The sequence below is a fragment of the Zoogloea sp. GW822-FHT05C07 genome (genome assembly GCF_058800215.1).
Genome location: NZ_CM179510.1, coordinates 3217652 through 3236653, shown reverse-complemented (window position 1 = coordinate 3236653; position 19002 = coordinate 3217652). Strand labels below are relative to the sequence as shown.

The following is a 19002-nucleotide window of genomic DNA, read 5'->3' as shown; positions in this document are numbered from 1 at the left end:
TCAGGACTGGGGCGGAACGTAGCCGCCGATCTGGTCGGCACCGCCACCGAAGAAATAGCGCTCCATCTGTTCGGCCAGGTACTTGCGCGCCCGCGCATCCATCAGATTCAGGCGGTTTTCGTTGATCAGCATGGTCTGATGCTTGACCCACTGCTGCCAGCCTTCCTTCGAAACGTTCTCGAAGACCTTCTTGCCAAGCTCGCCGGGAATCGGCGGCAGATCCAGACCTTCAGCCTCGCGGCCGAGCTTCACACAGTTGACCATCCGTGCCATGTATCACCTCTCGAATTAGGATTCCGGAGCAGCTCCGCTGCTGCCCATGGGATAGCAAGATTCTAGCCCGCCACGCCGGGCCAATCCAGTCACCCGCCGCCACTTTCCGCAAACGCCCATGCGTTGCCACCACGGGATTTGGCGACATACATCGCCCGGTCAGCCGCGCCGATCAAGGACTCCCCGTCGTGTCCGCAGCCCGAACCAACGGCAATCCCGATACTGGCCGTCACGCCGACGCTTTCCGTACCGCAGTCGAAGCGCAGCGCAGCGATGCAGGCACACACCCGCCGCGCCAGTTCGGCCAGATCGCCCGGCGCTCCCGACGGTACCAGGATCGCAAACTCGTCGCCGCCCATCCGGAAGAACATCTCGTTGCGCCGCACGACGGCCACCACCGCGGCCGCCAGGCCGACCAGCACCCGGTCTCCGGCCTGATGACCGAAATTGTCATTGACCGGCTTGAAGCCATCCAGATCGATGGACAGCAGGCCAACATCCTCGCCGTGACGGCAACCATCCGCCAGCACACGCTCCAGTTCTTCGTGGAAGCGCCGCCGGTTGTAGATGTTGGTCAGTGGATCGCGCTCGGCCAGGCGCATCAACTGGTCCGCCACCCGGCGCTGCTCGGTCACGTCTTCGAAGACCCAGATGCGGCCGATGGAGCGGGCACCATCCGGGCCGGGCACCACGCGCGAAAAATCAGTCACGATCCGGCCGTCGCGGAAAACGATCTCGTAGGGCTCGCTCGGATCCCGGCGACTCAACACGTCGGCTAGATGCAACTGATAACCCGCCGGGTCCGCGATCCGCTCCATCACATGCTGCTGCAGGACCACATCGCGCACCCCCACGAAACTCTCTCCGGGCGCTAGCTCCCAGATGTCGTAGAGCGCACGATTGCAATACACGACCCGGCGATCCGCATCCATGAACAGGATGCCCACCCGCACCACGTCCAGCAGCGCCGACAGGCGGGAGCGCTCCTCGTTGCTGCGCCGCAGGTAATGCTCGGACAAAGCCTGAGCCCGGCGCAGCGCCGCCACCGACTCGAGCAGCTTGTACTCGGCCTCCTTACGCGCCTGGATGTCGGTTAGCGTTGCCCTCAGGCCCAGCAGCCGGCCGGTCTCATTGTGGATCGGCTGCCAGCGGGCGAGCATCCAGACCGTTGCGCCAGCCTTGGTGACCAGCCGCAATTCAAACTCGACGACAGACCCGCTTTGCAGCGCCAGTGCAACCTGGTCACGACAGTAGCGCCGGTCCCGGTCATAGACGAGCAGGTCGATGAAATCCCCCGCGAGCACGTCATGGACGCTGTAATCCGTGGCCCGCTCGATCGCCCCGTTGATCCAGAACAGGGCTCCCTCCGCATTGACCCAGCCCTCGATGCCGCGGTCCGCCCCCGCCGCCTCCAGGAAATGGCGCGTCCCGCCATCGGGCAATGCATTCCTATCATCGGTGCCTGATACCGGTCGGCTGCCGCCGCCGGCAGCGTGCCGCTCAGCCTCTTCAGGCCGCGGCAGGCGCTGGCGCCGCAGCAACAGATAGGCACCTCCCGCCAGGCCGGCCATCGTCGCGAGCCCGGCAGTCACCGTCACGGCGGGTGATTCCATGCCCGGCGGCAAGGCCGCGTTGGCGGGCAGCCCGGTCATGCCAAGCGCCAGCAACGGCCATTTCCCGGCCAGCCAACGGCCCGGAGCGGAAATGGCGCAGAGCTCGAACCAGGCCATCGGCGGCATCGTCACAAGGCTTTCATGAAAACCTTCGAGCGGCGGCTGACGTCGTACATTTCGAGCTTCTGCTTCGGCAGCTCCGCCGGCGGCACCTCCCGGAAGCCCCTCTCGCGAAACCAGTCCGCGGTGCGGGTCGTCAGCACGAGCAGGCGCTCCACGCCAAGGGCACGGGAGCGGGCTTCGATCCGGCGCAGCAGCATCTCCCCGAGGCCCGCGCGCCGGTGTTCCGGCACGACGGCGACGCAGGCCATTTCCGCGGCCCGCTCGTCCATGAAGGGATATAGCGCCGCACAGCCCACCAGCACGCCGTCGTACTCGACCACCGTGAAGCGCTCGATCTCCTGCTCCAGCCGCTCGCGGCTGCGCCGCACCAGCGTGCCATCGGCCTCCATCGGCGCGATCACGCTGCCCAGTGCGCCCACATCCTCGATGGTCGCCTCGCGCAGGCGGAACAGGGGGTCGCGGGTCAGCACGGTGCCGACGCCCTGCGGCGTGAAGAACTCCAGCAGCAGGCCGCCGTCCTTGTCCCGGTCGATCAGGTGCGCCCGCCCGACCCCCCGGCGCACCGCGCGGATCGCACAGGGCAGGTACAGGTCGAGATCCTCGGTCAGCCCTTCGCCGGCGTTCAGCATGGCCTCCGCATCGTCGGCGGTGATGGCCTCGATGAGCCCACCCTTCGCATCGAGCAGGCCAGGCGCGTCGCACAAGTAGATCAGCTTCTCGGCCTTGAGGGCGATCGCCACCGCTTCGGCCACCGCTTCCATGCTCATGTTGAAGATCTCGCCGGCCGGCGACACGCCGAGGGACGACATCAGCACCACGTTCTGCTGGTCCAGGTCGGCGGCGATTTCCTCGGCGATCACCTTGCGCACCGCGCCGGTGAAGCCGTAATCCACGCCATCGACGACGCCGACCGGCTTGGCGGTGACGAAATTGCCGCCGGTTACACGCATGTAGCTGCCGGCCATCGGAGTGTTCGGCAAGCCCTGCGAGAGCTGCGCCTCGACCTCCAGGCGCGTTACCGCCACCGCCGCCTTGACGCATTCCAGCGCCTCCGCGTCGGTGACGCGCAAGCCCTTGTGGTAGCGCGGCGTCAGGCCACGCCGGAGCATCTCAGCCTCGATCTGCGGACGCGCACCATGCACGAGAACCAGCCGGATGCCCAGCGCTGCCAGCAGATTGCAGTCGTAAGCCAGCTTCTCCACCAGCTGGGCACCGGCGACCTCGCCACCAAAGCCCAGCACGAAAGTCTTGCCGCGGAAGGCGTGGATATAGGGCGCCGCCGCACGCACCCAGGCGACGAAACGCTGGGACAGCTGCTCGGCGTGCTCGGCGGAGGGAACAGTAACAGGCGAATTCACAGGCACTTCCAGACCATCGGGGTTAAGCGACGCAACATTTTATTCAGCACTTCTTTCATTTCTGCAATGCGATCTCCAGCTTGTCCACCAGGGTCTGCAGCACTTTTACCCTAGCGTAATATTTATTATCCGCTTCGACCAGAGTCCAGCCCGCATTTTCCGTACTGGTGCGGTCGATCATGTCGCATACGGCGGGCTCGTAAAGCGGCCATTTCTCCCGGTTCCGCCAGTCCTCCTCGGTCAGCTTGTAACGCTTGAAGGCCTGTTCCTCACGGGCCTTGAAACGCCGCAGCTGCTCCTCGTCGCTGACCGACAGCCAGAACTTCACAACGATGGCCCCCGCCGACACGAGCTGGTCCTCGAAATCGTTGATCTCAGCGTAGGCGCGCATCCAGTCCGCCTCCGAGCAGAAACCTTCGACGCGCTCCACCAGCACCCGGCCGTACCAGGAGCGGTCGAAGATCGCGACCCGCCCCTGCCGCGGCAGATGGCGCCAGAAGCGCCACAGGTAGGGTTGCGCCCGCTCTTCCTCGCTCGGTGCGGCAATCGGGGTGATGTGGTACTGGCGCGTATCCAGGGCCTGGGTCACCCGGCGGATCGCCCCGCCCTTGCCCGCCGCATCCATGCCTTCGAACACCAGCACCAGGCTCCGGTTCGCGAAAGCCTCGCTGCGCACGGCCAGGGCCAGCCGCCCCTGCAGCCTTTCCAGCTGCTTGTCGTAGTCCTTCTTGTCCAGCGGCTGGTTGAGCACCAGCGCATTCAGCAGGTTCCGTTCATCCACCGGCGCAGCGAGCGGCGCCGCAGTCTGGCGGGTCCGATAGCCCCGCGTGGCATGCTCACAGCGACGACGCAGACCTTCCAGCAGCGTCCGCCCGACCTGCACCGCCCGGTATTGCGGGTCCGAGCCATCCACGATCACCCATGGCGCAATACCGGTACTGGTCTGGCGCAACACGTGCTCCGCCACGTCCTTGTAGCGGTCGTACTCCTTGTAGACCTCGCGGTCCGTATCCCGCACCCGCCAGCGGGTTTCCGGATTCGCCTCCAGCGCGTTCAGGCGTTTCTTCTGGGCCTGCTTGGACAGATGGAACCAGAACTTGATCAGCAGCACACCCTCTGCCGCCAGCATCGCCTCGAAGCGGTTGAACTCGGCCAGTTGCTGGTCGAGGCGCGCCTTCTTGATGCGCCCGAAGGCGCGATCCCCGATGGCCTCGGAATACCAGTTGCCGAACAGCACCCCGATCTTGCCCCGCGGCGGCAGCGCCCGCCAGAAGCGCCACAGGAAAGGGCGCTCGCGTTCCTCGTCGGAGGGCTTGTCGAAGGCATGCACCTCGATGTGGCGCGGGTCCATCCACTCGTTGAGGATATTGACCGTCTCGCCGCGCCCGGCCCCATCGATGCCGTTGATCAGGATCACGGCGGCGAAACCCTTGGAGTCCAGCAACTCGAACTGCACATCCAGCAGGTCGGTACGCAGCTGGGGTTCGATCGACTCGTAGTCGGCTTTAGACAACTTGTGGCCCAGCTCGGCGGATTCAAACATCGCCCTCTCCCGGGAAATCGCCCCACAGGGTCTGCAAGGCGGCCATTGCCGCCAGCCCGGCGGTTTCGGTACGGAAGACGCGCGGCCCCAACGCCAGCGGCTCGCAGCCAGCTCGTTCGGCCAGCGTCAGTTCGGCGGGCGACCAACCGCCCTCCGGGCCGATCAGCACGCTCAGCGGCCCGTCCGGGCGGGACTTGCGGGCCAGCGCGCCGGCAGCGCCCGGCGCCAGGATCAGCCGACGCCCTTCCACCGCCTGCGCCAGATATTTGTTGAGGGGCAGGATCTCGGCGATCTGCGGCACCCGGTTGCGGCCGGATTGTTCGCAGGCCGACACTGCCACCTGCTGCCAGTGGGCCACCCGCTTGGCGGCCCTGTCACCAGACAGCTTCAGCACCGAGCGCTCGGCCGCCACCGGCTGCACCGCCACCGCGCCAAGCTCCACCGCCTTCTGCACGATCCAGTCCATCTTGTCGCCGCTCGCCAGCGCCTGCACCAGCGTGATCGCCAGCGGCGACTCCCGCGTCACATCCAGGCGCGGGCCGAGGCGGGCCACGGCGTGCTTGCCAAGGACCTGCAACGTTGCAGCGCATTCGCCGCCGCGACCGTCGAAGAGCACGATTTCATCGCCGATGCTCAGCCGCAGCACGCGCTCGGCGTGGTGGGCTACGTCGGCAGGCAAGGGCATGTCGCTGTCGGGAGCGAGCCCGTCGGGGCAGAAGAAGCGCGGATTCATCATGCTATTATCCGCAAAACCGCGTGTTTAAACGGGATTGAAACAAAATGCCGATCCGTCTCCCCACGCCTCCGATCATTGCCCTGCCCGCCTTCCCGGACAGTGGCCCCCTCACCACTCGCCGGGCCGCCCGATGACCACCAGTGCCCAACGCCTCGAACTCGCCCGCTCCCTGGCCGCCCTGGTCCGCCAGATGGCCGGCGAGACGATCCTGCCCCGTTACCTGCGTGCCGTGCGCGAGCACAAGGCAGACGGCAGCGTGCTCACGGAAGCCGACCTGGCCTCTCAGGCGGCCCTCGTCGAAAGCCTGCCCCAGCTCATCCCGGCCCCGGTGCTCGGCGAGGAGATGACCGCCGAGGAACAGGGCCGCGTATGGCAGGCCGGCGTGGACGGCCTGTGGGTCATCGACCCGATCGACGGCACCACCAACTTCGCCAACGGCATCCCCTTCTTCGGCGTGGCGGTGGCCTACCTGGTCAATCACAAGACCCAGCTCGGCGTGGTGTACAACCCGGTCACCGACGAAGCCTTCTACGCGGGCCGCGGCGCCGGCGCGTGGCTCAACGACGTATCGCTGCCGCTGCGCAGCCCGACCACCCGCCTCAAGGATGCGGTAGCCGGCGTGGATTTCAAGCGTATCAGCCACCACCTCGGCGACGAACTGGCCGTTCGCCCGCCGTACTACTCCCAGCGCAACTTCGGCTCCAGCGCCCTCGAATGGTGCTACGTGGCCGCCGGCCGCCTGGACGTTTACATCCACGGCGGTCAGATGCTGTGGGACTACGCCGCCGGGCGCCTGATCCTCGAAGAAGCCGGCGGCTGCTACAGCACCCTCGGCGGCACCCCGCTGACCGCTGGTCCGGCCATCAAGCGCTCGGTGATTGCCGCCGCCAGCCCGGCCCTGTTCGACCAGTGGCGGGTCTGGCTCAACACCCACTCCTGAGCCGCGCCCCGGGCCATCCGGCAAGGGCGGCCCGGTTTTTGCTGCAACACCGCAGGATTAAGCTTCACTCCAGAACCTGAGCGCTTTTGGCACAGGCCATGCCCTCGTGGCCTGCGCCAAAACCATTCACTTTCGAGAGCACCCCATGTCCATGAAGCACCCGATCATCGTGGTGACCGGCTCGTCAGGCGCCGGCACGACCACGGTGAAGCACACCTTCGAAGGCATCTTCTGGCGGGAAAAGGTCAATGCCGCAGTCATTGAGGGCGACAGCTTCCACCGCTACACGCGGGAGGAGATCCGCGACCTCATCATCGAGGCGGAAAGCCAGGGCCAGCGCGGCATCAGCCACTTCGGGCCGGAAGCCAACCTGCTCGAGGACCTGGAGCAGCTGTTCCGCACCTACGGCGAATCGGGCGGCGGCAAACGTCGTTTCTACCTGCACAGCGCCGAGGAAGCCGCCCGCCGCGGCCTGAAAATGGGCGACTTCACGCCCTGGGAAGAGCTGCCGCCGGACACCGACTGCCTGTTCTATGAAGGCCTGCATGGCGCGGTGATCACTGGCAAGGTCAATACCTGCCGGCACGCGGACCTGCTGATCGGTGTCGTTCCAATCACCAACCTGGAGTGGATACAAAAGATCCACCGGGACACCAAGACCCGCGGCTATTCGCTGGAAGCCGTGCAGGAGACCATCCTGCGCCGCATGCACGACTACGTGCATTACATCGTGCCGCAGTTCTCCCACACCCACATCAACTTCCAGCGGGTGCCGATGGTGGATACGTCCAATCCCTTCATCGCCCGCGACATCCCGACCGCCGACGAGTCGATGGTGATCATCCGCTTCCGCGACCCGCGCGGCGTGGACTTCCCCTACCTGCTGCGCATGATCCACGACAGCTTCATGTCCCGCGCCAACACCATCGTGGTGCCGGGCGGCAAGCTGGACCTGGCGATGCAGCTGATCCTCACGCCGCTGATCTGGAAGCTGATGGAACGCCGCCGCCAGTGGGTGTAAGCGCATGAAGCAGTGAGCTGACGGCTTGGCGCACCTTGTCCCAGCCCGGCGGGCGAATCACTTCGCCCCCAACAAGCCTCCCGCAAGGCCGGCCCCGCGGACGATGAACCACGGCTCCGGCGTGGAGCGCGCCGGCCCGCACGCTCAATGCGCGGCCACGGCCATGCTCTGGCCTGACTCGGTCTTCAGGTCATCGCGGAACTCGCCCTCCCAGGCATCGCCGGACGCCCAGGTCAGACGACCACGGCCATGCTTCTTGCCGAGGTTCCACGCGCCGTCGTAGCGGTTGCCGTTCTTCCACGCATAGCTGCCCTGGCCGTGAAAAAGGCCGCGCACGAAGTCACCGGTGTAGCGGTCGCCCGACGCGAAGACCAGCGTACCGCGGCCAACCGGCTCCCCATCCACCACCGCGCCTTCGTAACGATTGCCGCCGGGGAACTGGATGACGCCGTAGCCGACGGCCCGGTCGTCGGCCCAGTCGCCGTCGTACCACTGGCCGCCCACCCAGTTGAAGCGCCCCTTGCCCTGGCGCCGCCCCTCGACCAGCGTGCCGCTGAAGCGCTCGCCATTGGCCCATTCAACGGTGCCCGTACCACTCACGATGCCGCTCTTCGGGTCCATCGTGAAACGGCCCTTGTAGGTAGTGTCACCGGCAACCAGGGTGGTTTCGCCCGGAGCTTCCTTGCGGACCGCCGCCGCCGGCGCTTCGGCCACTTTGGCGACTGGAGCCGGAACGGCTGGCACCAAGACGGTCGTTTCGGCTCCCGCCTTGATCACGTCCTTGGCAACAGGAACCGCTGCAACCGCAGTTGCCGTCACCGCAGCGGCAGCCGTCACCACTGAAGTCTTGACCGCCACCGGCTCGACAACCGGCACCGGCCGGCGCGTCCCGTACAAGGCCTGCGCGTTTGCCGGCAGCGGCGTGCCCCGTTCGCGGGCCAGCGCATCCGCGTTGCTGCGCGCCAGGTTCTGCGGATTACCATGGCACTGGCCGGCCGCATCGCGCCAGGCCACCTCGGCCCTCATCGACAACTGGTCCTTCTCGGTCGCCGACACGCCATTGCCGGCGCCCTTCACGCGCTGGCTCAGATCCGTCGCGCTGTCCCACAGCGGGCCGCAGAATTCGGCGTTGTGCGCATCGATCTGGGTCTGCTCCACCTTGCGCTGGGCCTGCTGCTGGCGCGTGCCGGAACACTTGTCGGCGGCGCCCTCCCAGGCCATCACGGCCTTGCCGTAGAGCATCGCCGCATCGTCCCAGCGCTTGTCCCGCCACGCGCCCTTGGCGTAATCGATGAGCGCCGTCGCATTCTTCCAGGCGGCATCGCAGGCCGGGCCGGCGCTCAACAGCTCGGCGTTGGCGGAGCGGACCTTGACCGTCGCGGCAAGACTCTTCTCGGCCTTCTCCCGATGCGGCGACTGGCACACCGCCACCGCTTCCCGCCACGTCGTCTCCCCCTCGGCGAGCAGGCGCTCGACCTCCGCCGGGTCCCCCTTGTCCGACTTGGCCACGGCGGCACGCAGATCCAGGTCCAGCGCCTTGTCGAAGCGCGGCAGGCACTCGCTCTGGTGGCTGATGGCGGCTTCGACCAGCTTCAGCTCGGTGGTGGCCCGGTCCCCTTGCCGGTTGGCCTGGGCAGCCACCGTCGGACAGGCCGCCGCCACCTTCAGGAATTCGCCGCTGGCGCTGCGCAGTAGCGGCTCGGCCTCCTTCCAGCGCTTGGCTGAAGCCGCCTGGTGGCCCTGCTCAAAACGCGCCTCGGCCTCCTGCAGCAGCACCGGGCAATCCGCCACGGGGCCGCCCGACGCCTCGGGCATACCGCCGGACGTTTCCGGCATGGCCTGCTGGGCCGCAGCCTCTCCAGCGAGAAGGAACAGGCACACGGCCAGTCCGCGACGATGCATCGTATTCATCAACTCAGTCCCCACCCGATTCCAAAGGCATTCTCAGCATCGCATCGATCAAGCCGCCCTGTCCTGCAGCGCCTGCGAGCGGCACGTCATCGCTGGCCATCTGCAGGGCCATCTGCCCGTTCTCCTCCGAGGCACTCTGCAGATCGCCGATCTTCAACGCAAACACGTCCAGGGACTCGCCCTTCAGCACCGCCGCCAGCATCTCCTCCCGCTGGGTCTGGCGGGCCAGCGTCGCGTAGCGCTGCAAGCGGTCTTCATCGAACACGAAGGGGTTGGCAATCGCATTGGCATCGAAGAGCTTCTGATGCAGCGTTGCGCCGGCGAGCGGGTCGCCGCCGAGCCGACCGATGCGGTCGTAGGCCCAGCGGTCCGCGTCGTCGAAGGCCGTCGTTGCCACCCACGACAGGCTGGACACCGACATGCCGACCCGCGCCATGAAGCTGTCGCGCAACACGTTGCCGAGCTGGCGCCCCGCCGACTTGGCGATCTCCTCGCCCACTTTCTGCGCGTATTCCTTGCCCGCCTGTTCGGCGATGTTCCGGGCCGCCTCCTGCAGCGCCTGTTTCGCGATGGCTTCACCCGCCGATTTGGCCGCCGCCGCGGCCGCAGCCTGCGCCGCCTGATCGACCGCCACCTTGGCAGCCTGCGCCGCGGCATTGAGACCGGTGGCCAGCGTCGCAATCTCGAACAGCGTTGACACGATCTCCTTGGTGTAGTGATAGGTCTTCATCCGCCCCCCGCCCTCCTCGGACAGACCCTGGGTCCACAGCACGATCCACAGGGCCTCATCCGGGGTGACCTGCGGGCCGAACACGTTGAGCGGATAGATGCTCATCAGCCAGTGGTAATCCTGGTAGGCCGGCGTGACCGGCGGAGCCAGGCGCGCATAGCCGCGGCACACCTGCAGAGGCTTGATCGTCACGGTCTTGCCCGCCGCCGTCTTGACCGGGAAGGGCTTGCCGTCGTCGCGCAATTCGGCCAGTTCGGTCAGCATCTTGTTGGCGTCCCGGCGGCTGTAGCCCTTCAGCTCGACGAGCTTGTCACCGACCTGCAACCCGGAGTCCGGTGCGACGCCAACGACGGTGAGGCGCTCGTCCACCTGTAGCGCCCGCACCCACGCTACCCGGTCGTCCTCGTCCCATTCATAGCTGGTCGCCACGCTGAACGGCAGCTCCCACTGGTGGCTGCAATCCGGATCCTTCAGCGCCGCCGTGCGCACGATGGCCGGCCGCAGGGCGCGCTCGCCATGGCCGAGCAGGCGCAGGTTGGCGAGCAGCGTCTCATTCACCTTGCGGCCGTCATCGACGGTGTATTTGACCGAACTGCATCCGCTCAGGGTCAACGCCACCCACGACAGGGCAGCCACGGCAAGGAGTCGCAAGGACATCGGCGGAACGAATGTAAGTAAATGTAGGCGCCCGATTATGCCGCAGTTTTCACCTCCTCGTACGCCTCGCCCCGGATCGCACTTATCCCCCTGCAAGGCTACCCAAGTGCCCGGAAATCAAAGATAATTACGGTCTTTGCGCGCCGCTCCCCCGGCCGAAGGTTCTTCGATGTCTTCTACGCGTAACGTCAAGCTGCCCGTCTTCAATCCCCTGACTGGCGCTATCCGCGCGCTGGCCATGGACGCCGTCCAGAAGGCCAACTCCGGCCACCCGGGCGCCCCGATGGGCATGGCCGAAATCGCCGAGGTGCTGTGGCGCCGCCACCTCCGCCACAATCCGGCGAACCCGAAGTGGGCTGATCGCGACCGCTTCGTGCAGTCCAACGGCCACGGCTCGATGCTGATCTACGCCCTGCTGCACCTGACCGGCTACGACCTGTCCATCGACGACCTCAAGAACTTCCGCCAGCTGCACAGCCGCACCCCGGGCCACCCGGAAGTCGGCTACACCCCCGGCGTCGAAACGACTACCGGCCCGCTGGGCCAGGGCATCACCAACGCGGTCGGCATGGCGCTGGCCGAGAAGATCCTCGCCGCCGACTTCAATCGTCCCGGCCACGAGATCGTCGATCACCACACCTACGTCTTCCTCGGCGACGGCTGCCTGATGGAAGGCATCTCCCACGAAGCCTGTTCGCTGGCCGGCACCTGGGGCCTGGGCAAGCTGATCGCCTTCTACGACGACAACAACATCTCCATCGACGGTCACGTGGACGGCTGGTTCACCGACGACACCCCGAAGCGCTTCGAAGCCTACGGCTGGCACGTGGTGCGTGACGTCCAGGGCCACGACCCGGTCGAGATCGAAGCCGCCCTCAAGGCCGCCCAAGCCGAAACCGGCCGCCCCAGCCTGATCTGCTGCAAGACCATCATCGGCGCCGGCGCCCCCAACAAGCAGGACAGCCACGACGTCCACGGCTCCCCCCTGGGCGGCGCCGAGATCGAAGCGGCCCGCGCCTACATCGGCTGGAACCACCCGCCGTTCGAAGTACCGGCCGATGTCTACGCCGCCTGGGACGCCAAGGAAAAGGGCGCCGCACTGGAAGGCGAGTGGAACACCCGCTTCGCCGCCTACGCCACGGCCTTCCCCGAGCTTGCCGCCGAATTCACCCGCCGCATGACCGGCGAGCTGCCCGCCGACTGGAACGCCCACGTGGACGCGGTACTGGCCAAGGTTGCCGAGAAGGGCGAAACCATCGCCACCCGCAAGGCCAGCCAGAACAGCATCGAAGCCTTCGCGCCCAAGCTGCCCGAACTGCTCGGCGGCTCCGCCGACCTGGCCGGCTCCAACCTGACTCTGTGGTCCGGCGCCAAGGGCGTCAGCAAGACCAGCGGCGGCAACTACGTGTACTACGGCGTGCGCGAGTTCGGCATGGCCGCCATCGCCAACGGCATCGCGCTGCACGGTGGCCTGGTGCCCTACACCGCCACCTTCCTGATGTTCAGCGAATACGCCCGCAACGCCCTGCGCATGGCGGCGCTGATGAAGGTGCGCCAGATCTTCGTGTTCACCCACGACTCCATCGGTCTCGGCGAAGACGGCCCGACCCACCAGCCGGTCGAGCAGACGGCCTCCCTGCGCCTGATCCCCAACATGGACGTGTGGCGCCCCTGTGACACCACCGAATCGGCGGTGGCCTGGGCCGCAGCGGTTGAACGTGCCGAGGGCCCGAGCTCCCTCGCCTTCTCCCGCCAGAACCTGCCCTTCCAGCCGCGCAATGCCGAACAGGTCGCCAATATCCGTCGCGGCGGCTACGTGCTGTCCGATTCGGGCACTGGTTCACAGGCTGGCGACGCGCAAGCCGTTATCATAGCGACCGGTTCGGAAGTGGCGCTGGCACTGGCCGCTCAGAAGCAGCTCTCCGAAGAAGGCGTCGTCGTGCGGGTGGTCTCGATGCCCAGCACCAACGTCTTCGACCGCCAGGATGCCGCCTACCGTGCTTCCGTGCTGCCCAAGGGCCTGCCGCGGGTTGCCGTCGAAGCGGGTGTCACCGACGGCTGGCGCAAGTACGTCGGCCTGGAAGGCGAAGTCATCGGCGTGGACAGCTTCGGCGAATCCGCTCCGGCCGGCGAGCTGTTCAAGTATTTCGGCGTCACCGCCGACGCCGTGGTTGCCGCGGTCAGGAAGGTCCTCGCCTGACCGGCTACGCGCCCCAAACGATACATGCGGTGCCGCAGGGCACCGCATGTCAGTGATTTTCGGTTTCGTGCATTTACACTAGGGAGAAGAGTCGATGAGCATCAAAGTTGCCATCAATGGTTTCGGTCGTATCGGTCGCTGCACGCTGCGCGCCATTTACGAGCAGGGTCTGCAAAACGAATTCGACGTGGTCGCCATCAACGCCTCCGGCGATCTGGCCACCAACGCCCACCTGCTGAAGTACGACACCACCCATGGCCGCTTCGCCACCTCCGTGGAAACCGAAGGCGACAACGTCATCATCATCGACGGCAAGAAGATCCCGTTCTACTCCACCAAGGATCCGAAGGGCGTGAACTGGGGCGCCCACGGCGTGGACGTGCTGCTGGAATGTACCGGCGCCTACACCACCAAGGCTAAGGCTGCCGCGCTGCTCGAGCAGGGCGCCAAGCGCGTGCTGATCTCCGCCCCCGGCGGTGACGACGTGGACACCACCATCGTCATGGGTGTGAACGAAGAGGCCCTGAAGGGCGACATGACCGTCGTCTCCAACGCCTCCTGCACCACCAACTGCCTGGCCCCGGTCGCCAAGATCCTGTCCGACAGCGTCGGCATCAAGCAGGGCCTGATGACCACCATCCACGCCTACACCAACGACCAGGTCACCGTGGACGTCCGCCACAAAGACCTGCGCCGCGCCCGCGCCGCTGCCGCCAACATCATCCCCACCAAGACCGGCGCCGCCAAGGCCGTCGGCCTGGTGCTGCCGCAGCTGGTCGGCAAGGTCGACGGCTTCGCGCTGCGCGTCCCGACCATCAACGTGTCGCTAGTGGACCTGACCTTCACCGCCGAGCGCGCCACCACCAAGGAAGAGATCAACGAGCTGATGACCGCTGCGGCCAACGGCCCGCTGAAGGGCATCCTGGCCGTCAACACCGAACCGCTGGTGTCCTCCGACTTCAACCACACCACCGTGTCCTCCACCTTCGACGCCACCCAGACCCGCGTCATCAAGGGTGAAGACGGCTCCGTGCTGGTCAAGGTGCTGGCCTGGTACGACAACGAGTGGGGCTACTCCTGCCGCATGCTCGACGCGGCCCGCGCCTTCGTTAGCGCCAAGTAATTCCGCCGTATCGACGCCCCGCCCTGTGCGGGGCGTTTTCACATCCGACGACACGTAGAACATCATCATGCAAGTCAAGAAACTCACCGACCTCGACGTCAAGGGCAAGAAGGTCTTCATCCGCGCCGACCTCAACGTGCCCCAGGACGACGCCGGCAACATCACCGAAGACACCCGCATCCGCGCCTCCATCCCGTCCATCGAGTACGCCCTTCAAGGTGGCGCCGCCGTGTTGGTCACCTCCCACCTGGGTCGTCCGACCGAGGGCGAGCTGAAGGCCGACGACACCTTGGCGCCGGTCGCCGTGCGCCTCGGTCAGCTGCTCGGCAAGCCGGTTCGCCTGATCCAGAACTGGGTGGACGGTGGTTTCGACGTCGCCCCCGGTGAGGTAGTCCTGCTCGAGAACTGCCGCTGCAACAAGGGTGAGAAGAAGGACAACGAAGAGCTCGCGAAAAAGATGGCCGCCCTGTGCGACATCTATGTGAACGACGCCTTCGGCACCGCCCACCGCGCCGAGGCCACCACCCACGGCATCGCCAAGTTCGCGCCGGTCGCCTGCGCCGGCATCCTGATGGGCGCCGAGATCGACGCCCTCGGCAAGGCCCTTCACGCCCCGGCCCGTCCGCTGGTGGCCATCGTCGGCGGCTCCAAGGTGTCCTCCAAGCTGACCATCCTGAAGTCGCTGGCCGACAAGGTTGACCAGCTGATCGTCGGCGGCGGCATCGCCAACACCTTCCTGCTGGCCTCCGGCAAGCGCATCGGCGAATCCCTGGCCGAACCCGAGCTGGTCAAGGAAGCCCAGGCCATCATGGACATCATGAAGGCCCGCGGCGCTGAAGTGCCGCTGCCCGAAGACGTCGTCGTTGCCGACGAAGTGTCCGCCATGGCCCGTGCCAACAAGGTCTCCGTCGATGAAGTCGGCCCCCACGACCGCATCCTCGACGTCGGCCCGAAGGCGGCCGCCAAGCTATCCCAGATCATCGCCAACGCCGGCACCGTCGTCTGGAACGGCCCGGTCGGCGTCTTCGAACTGCCCCAGTTCGCCGGCGGCACCAAGATGATGGCTTCGGCCATCGCCCACTCGGAAGCCTTCTCCATCGCCGGCGGCGGCGACACGCTGGCCGCCATCGCCAAGTTCCACATCGCCGACGACGTGGGCTACATCTCCACCGGCGGCGGCGCCTTCCTCGAGTTCCTCGAAGGCCGGACCCTGCCCGCCATTGCTGCGCTGGAAGCCCGCTTCAACGACTGAACGCGGTCTTCCCCGGCATACCTGAATGCGGCCCATCCGGGCCGCATTTTCATTTTTTGCCGCCGGTGGTCGCCTTCCTTGATGACACGCGTCAGAATGGGCACTCATTGACGATAATTCATCCGCTACCCACTTGTATTGATACTCCGCCCTCCCGAATAAACGGAAGACACGATCCATGCCCATTCCGGTAAGCGCCCTGCTCGGATCGCCCCGCCGCCTGATGGCAGCCATCGTGATGTTCGTAGCCCTCGACCTGACGGTGCTGCTGATCAACCTGTGGATTGCCGAGCAGGTTGCCCGCGACGCAGTGGCCATCAACCTGGCCGGCCGCCAGCGGATGCTGTCCCAGCAGACCACCAAAGCCTTGCTGCTGGCTACCGCCCCCAACGGCAGCTCCGATGCCGCGCGCCAGGAGTTCAGCGAGGCCTTCGGACTGTTCCGGCGTACGCTGACTGCGTTCGCGGAAGGCGGGGACACCCTCGGCGGCGATGGCCGGCCCCTGCTGCTGGACAAGGTTGGCGACGCCGGCGCCCCCGCGGTGGACACGGCCCGCAGGCTCATCGCCCCGGTCGAGAGCGTTGCCTTTCTTCCGGCCGCCCAGCCCCGCACGCCCGATGCGCGCCAGCTGTCCTTCGCGGCGGACTACATGGTGCGCCATAACCGCGAGATCCTGGATCTGATGAACACGCTGACCTCGGTGCTCGAACAGGAGTCGGTGCGCCGGACCCACGAACTGCGCGCGATCCAGACCGGCGCCTTCGTGCTGGCACTGGCCAATTTCCTGCTCATCGTCTTCGGCATGCTCGGCAAGTATCGCAGCGTGGAGGCCGACAGCCGACGCTGGCGGGAGATGGCCCGCCACGATCCGCTGACCGGCATCGCCAACCGCAAGGCTTTTGTCGAAGCCGCCGAGGGCATCCTTGCACGGGCCCGCATCGACACCCAGGCTGGCACCCTGCTGATGCTCGATCTGGATGGCTTCAAGCCGATCAACGACAGCTTCGGCCATCTCGCTGGCGACCAGATCCTGATCAGCCTGGCCGACAGCTTCGAGACAGCCGCCCGCGCCACCGACATCGTGGCGCGGATCGGCGGCGACGAGTTCGTGATGCTGTGTCCCGCGCTGCACGGGGACCGGGATATCGCCTTGTTCTGCGAACGGATCATCGCCACCGTGGTGGCCCTGCCCGGCAACGACTTCCCCGGCTGCCGGCTCGGCATCAGCATCGGCGTGTCCTGCTACCCAGAAAGTGGTTACGACCTGAACCATCTGCTGGCCATGGCCGACCAGGCCATGTACAGGGCCAAGGGCGCTGGCGGCAACCGCTGGCACACCGCCTGAGCGCCGCCCGCGCCACGCCATCGCCCCGCTTGTCGCAGATGCGACACGACCATTCCAGGCAAGCCATTGATCCATAAGTAAAAGCTGTCTGGCACCCGGCTTGCTTGCTCTCTCCGGTACGGAGAGAGCAATGAAACATCAACTGGACTGGTCATCCTACGAGACCGCCGGACAGGGCGACGCCTATGCCGGGATTCCGACCAGCGGCGGCGATTTCGCCAAGGCCGTCGCGGTCTGCATCAGCGACCGCCTGTGCCAGCGCAAGCCAAAAGGCGTCATGTGCCCTAGTTTCCGCGCCACCGATGACCCCGGCCAATCTCCCGGCGGGCGCGTCCTGTTGCTGAAAGCCGCCCTCAACGGCGAGCTGGGCGACGCCCCTTTCGGCGACCCGCGCCTCGCCACCGCGATGGACCTGTGCGTCGGCTGCAAGGGCTGCAAGCGCGAATGCGCCAACCAGGTGGACATGGCGGCGATCAAGATCGAATACCAGGCCCAGCGCAACCTGGCCCTCGGCACACCACGCCGCGACAGACTCTTCGCCGCGCTGCCGCAGCTGCTGGCGCAGCACGGCGGACTGCTCCGCCAACTCGTGAAGCTGCGCAATCGCCTGCCGCCGCTGGCCCGTCTTGGCGAACGCTGGCTGGGCATCTCGGCCCGGCGCACGCTGCCCGAACCCAACCCGGAGGCCTACCGACCGCCGGTTGCCAGCAATGCCGATGGGCGCGAGGTCATGCTCTTCGTGGACACCTTCGCACGCCACTTCGACCCGGCCATCGCCCGGGCCGCCCATGCAGTGCTCAGCGCCGCCGGCTATCGGGTCATCAGCCTGGAGCCGCCCACCGACGACGCCGAACCCGCACGCCCCCTGTGCTGCGGCCGCACCTACCTGTCCCTGGGCCAGATCGACGCCGCCCGCGCCGAAGCCCACCGCATGCACACGGCCCTGCGGCCGGCGCTGGAGGCGGGGATTCCGATCGTCGGACTAGAGCCGTCGTGCATCCTGTCCCTGCGTGACGACCACCTCAAGCTGGGCCTCGGCGCCGACGCGGAAAAGCTCGCCAAGCAGGTTTACCTCTTCGAGGAATTCATCGCCCGCGAACACGACCGCAAGCACCTGCAGCTCAAGCTGAAGCCCCTGCCGGCCGGCAAGACTCTGGTGCATGGCCACTGCCACCAGAAGGCCGTCGGCGCGATGAAGTCCCTGCGCAAGGTGCTGCGCCTGATCCCCGACTTCGAATTCGAGTTCATCGAAGCCAGCTGCTGCGGCATGGCCGGCAGCTTCGGCCTCGATGCCGAGCACCGGGACATCTCCCTGCAGATGGCCGAACTCGACCTCCTGCCGGCGCTGCGCAACGCGCCCGACGCGACAGTGCTCGCCAACGGCTTCTCTTGCCGCCACCAGATTCTTGAAGGCGCGGAACGGCAGGCACAGCATGTGGCGCTCCTGCTCGAGCGCGCACTGGCCTGAGCGCATGCAGCTCACTGCGATGCGGACGCTCCCGCTGCTACGCATCGGCCGCCTGTTCGACGAAGCGCTGGCGGACCAGCTGTTCCACCAGCTGCTCACCGAAACACCGTGGAACGACGGCTACTACCTGGCCGCCGGCCGGCGCTTCGCGCTGCCCCGCCTGCAGGCCTGGTACGCCGATCCCGGCATCGACTATCGCTACGCGGACAACCTGCACAACTCCCACGCCTGGACACCCGCGCTGCTCGCCCTGCGCGAGCAGATCGAACGAATTTCCGGGCTGCGCTTCAACGCCGTTCTGCTCAACCTCTACCGCAACGGCCAGGATGCTGTGGGCTGGCATGCCGACGACGAGCCCGATCTGGGGCCGGCCCCAGCCATCGCCTCCCTGAGCCTCGGCACCACCCGCCGCTTCTCGGTGCGGCCCCGCCCGCTGGGTGAGGCGCAGCACGTCCCGCTCCCCTCCGGCACGCTTCTGGTCATGGACCCGCCTTTCCAGCAGGATTGGGAGCACGCCATCCTGGCCGATCCGCTCGTCATCCCCCCGCGCCTTAACCTGACCTTCCGCTTGGTGCATCCGGCGGCATGACATTCGCGCACCAATCGCAAAAGCAGGTCAACCTACAACGGTGCGAAAATGTCTCCTGAAGGCACAAACCCGACACAATCAAAGGGTTTTTATAAATACCAGCCATTGAAACAATAATTA

Annotated in this window: 15 protein-coding genes; 8 read left to right on the top strand and 7 right to left on the bottom strand. The window is 66.5% G+C overall.

Annotation, left to right across the window (positions count from 1 at the left end):
- From AC3QL2_RS15100 to AC3QL2_RS15080, 5 genes are all read right to left on the bottom strand, one after another.
- Nucleotides 1-273: an oxidative damage protection protein gene (locus AC3QL2_RS15100; RefSeq protein ID WP_493231221.1), complete on the bottom strand. Its 273-nt coding sequence runs from the start codon at nt 271-273 to the stop codon at nt 1-3.
- An 89-nt stretch (nt 274-362) separates the two neighbouring features.
- A complete protein-coding gene (locus AC3QL2_RS15095) occupies nt 363-2003 on the bottom strand; it encodes a diguanylate cyclase domain-containing protein (RefSeq protein ID WP_493231219.1) in 1641 nt (546 codons plus the stop codon).
- An 11-nt stretch (nt 2004-2014) separates the two neighbouring features.
- The gene (gene argA / locus AC3QL2_RS15090; protein ID WP_493231217.1) at nt 2015-3367 is read right to left on the bottom strand and encodes an amino-acid N-acetyltransferase; all 1353 of its coding nucleotides are present in this window, start codon (nt 3365-3367) and stop codon (nt 2015-2017) included.
- A gap of 55 nt (nt 3368-3422) precedes the next feature.
- Nucleotides 3423-4910, bottom strand: coding sequence for a polyphosphate:AMP phosphotransferase (pap, locus tag AC3QL2_RS15085; RefSeq protein ID WP_493231216.1), 1488 nt, complete (start codon nt 4908-4910; stop codon nt 3423-3425).
- Complete coding sequence (locus tag AC3QL2_RS15080; RefSeq protein ID WP_493231619.1) at nt 4903-5643, bottom strand: 16S rRNA (uracil(1498)-N(3))-methyltransferase; 741 nt, start codon at nt 5641-5643, stop codon at nt 4903-4905. Before AC3QL2_RS15080 ends, pap begins: the two co-directional genes overlap by 8 nt.
- Before the next feature lie 133 nt (nt 5644-5776).
- Here AC3QL2_RS15080 and AC3QL2_RS15075 point away from each other — a divergent pair, with 133 nt between their 5' ends.
- Both AC3QL2_RS15075 and AC3QL2_RS15070 read left to right on the top strand, forming a co-directional pair.
- A complete protein-coding gene (locus AC3QL2_RS15075) occupies nt 5777-6586 on the top strand; it encodes an inositol monophosphatase family protein (protein ID WP_493231215.1) in 810 nt (269 codons plus the stop codon).
- A gap of 145 nt (nt 6587-6731) precedes the next feature.
- Nucleotides 6732-7607 (top strand): phosphoribulokinase, encoded by an 876-nt coding sequence (locus tag AC3QL2_RS15070; protein WP_493231214.1) that lies wholly within the window; start codon nt 6732-6734, stop codon nt 7605-7607.
- A gap of 144 nt (nt 7608-7751) precedes the next feature.
- Here AC3QL2_RS15070 and AC3QL2_RS15065 read toward each other — a convergent pair whose 3' ends face one another.
- The gene (locus AC3QL2_RS15065) at nt 7752-9518 is read right to left on the bottom strand and encodes an MORN repeat-containing protein (RefSeq protein WP_493231213.1); all 1767 of its coding nucleotides are present in this window, start codon (nt 9516-9518) and stop codon (nt 7752-7754) included.
- A 4-nt stretch (nt 9519-9522) separates the two neighbouring features.
- A complete protein-coding gene (locus tag AC3QL2_RS15060; RefSeq protein ID WP_493231211.1) occupies nt 9523-10899 on the bottom strand; it encodes a hypothetical protein in 1377 nt (458 codons plus the stop codon).
- Nucleotides 10900-11074: 175 nt separating this feature from the next.
- Between AC3QL2_RS15060 and tkt the strand changes: the two genes are divergently transcribed.
- The 6 genes from tkt to AC3QL2_RS15030 all read left to right on the top strand — a co-directional run bounded on the left by tkt (nt 11075) and on the right by AC3QL2_RS15030 (nt 18882).
- Entirely contained in the window at nt 11075-13105 is a 2031-nt protein-coding gene (gene tkt / locus AC3QL2_RS15055) for a transketolase (protein WP_493231209.1), read from the top strand.
- A gap of 94 nt (nt 13106-13199) precedes the next feature.
- Nucleotides 13200-14228 carry a type I glyceraldehyde-3-phosphate dehydrogenase gene (gene gap, locus AC3QL2_RS15050; protein WP_493231208.1) on the top strand — a complete coding sequence of 343 codons (1029 nt, stop codon included), beginning with the start codon at nt 13200-13202 and terminating at the stop codon, nt 14226-14228.
- Between the two features lie 67 nt (nt 14229-14295).
- Entirely contained in the window at nt 14296-15480 is a 1185-nt protein-coding gene (locus AC3QL2_RS15045) for a phosphoglycerate kinase (protein ID WP_493231206.1), read from the top strand.
- A 178-nt stretch (nt 15481-15658) separates the two neighbouring features.
- On the top strand, nt 15659-16825 hold the full coding sequence (locus AC3QL2_RS15040; protein ID WP_493231205.1) for a GGDEF domain-containing protein: 1167 nt from the start codon (nt 15659-15661) through the stop codon (nt 16823-16825).
- A 130-nt stretch (nt 16826-16955) separates the two neighbouring features.
- The gene (locus AC3QL2_RS15035; RefSeq protein ID WP_493231203.1) at nt 16956-18293 is read left to right on the top strand and encodes a (Fe-S)-binding protein; all 1338 of its coding nucleotides are present in this window, start codon (nt 16956-16958) and stop codon (nt 18291-18293) included.
- A gap of 19 nt (nt 18294-18312) precedes the next feature.
- Nucleotides 18313-18882 carry an alpha-ketoglutarate-dependent dioxygenase AlkB family protein gene (locus AC3QL2_RS15030; protein WP_493231201.1) on the top strand — a complete coding sequence of 190 codons (570 nt, stop codon included), beginning with the start codon at nt 18313-18315 and terminating at the stop codon, nt 18880-18882.
- The last annotated feature ends 120 nt before the right edge of the window (nt 18883-19002 follow it).

Coding starts and splice junctions, on each gene's coding strand:
- AC3QL2_RS15100 (WP_493231221.1), bottom strand. CDS start 273: ATGGCACGGATGGTCAACTGTGTGAAGCTCGGCCGCGAGGCTGAAGGT.
- AC3QL2_RS15095 (WP_493231219.1), bottom strand. CDS start 2,003: ATGGCCTGGTTCGAGCTCTGCGCCATTTCCGCTCCGGGCCGTTGGCTG.
- pap (WP_493231216.1), bottom strand. CDS start 4,910: ATGTTTGAATCCGCCGAGCTGGGCCACAAGTTGTCTAAAGCCGACTAC.
- AC3QL2_RS15080 (WP_493231619.1), bottom strand. CDS start 5,643: ATGAATCCGCGCTTCTTCTGCCCCGACGGGCTCGCTCCCGACAGCGAC.
- AC3QL2_RS15075 (WP_493231215.1), top strand. CDS start 5,777: ATGACCACCAGTGCCCAACGCCTCGAACTCGCCCGCTCCCTGGCCGCC.
- AC3QL2_RS15070 (WP_493231214.1), top strand. CDS start 6,732: ATGTCCATGAAGCACCCGATCATCGTGGTGACCGGCTCGTCAGGCGCC.
- AC3QL2_RS15065 (WP_493231213.1), bottom strand. CDS start 9,518: ATGAATACGATGCATCGTCGCGGACTGGCCGTGTGCCTGTTCCTTCTC.
- tkt (WP_493231209.1), top strand. CDS start 11,075: ATGTCTTCTACGCGTAACGTCAAGCTGCCCGTCTTCAATCCCCTGACT.
- gap (WP_493231208.1), top strand. CDS start 13,200: ATGAGCATCAAAGTTGCCATCAATGGTTTCGGTCGTATCGGTCGCTGC.
- AC3QL2_RS15045 (WP_493231206.1), top strand. CDS start 14,296: ATGCAAGTCAAGAAACTCACCGACCTCGACGTCAAGGGCAAGAAGGTC.
- AC3QL2_RS15040 (WP_493231205.1), top strand. CDS start 15,659: ATGCCCATTCCGGTAAGCGCCCTGCTCGGATCGCCCCGCCGCCTGATG.
- AC3QL2_RS15035 (WP_493231203.1), top strand. CDS start 16,956: ATGAAACATCAACTGGACTGGTCATCCTACGAGACCGCCGGACAGGGC.
- AC3QL2_RS15030 (WP_493231201.1), top strand. CDS start 18,313: ATGCGGACGCTCCCGCTGCTACGCATCGGCCGCCTGTTCGACGAAGCG.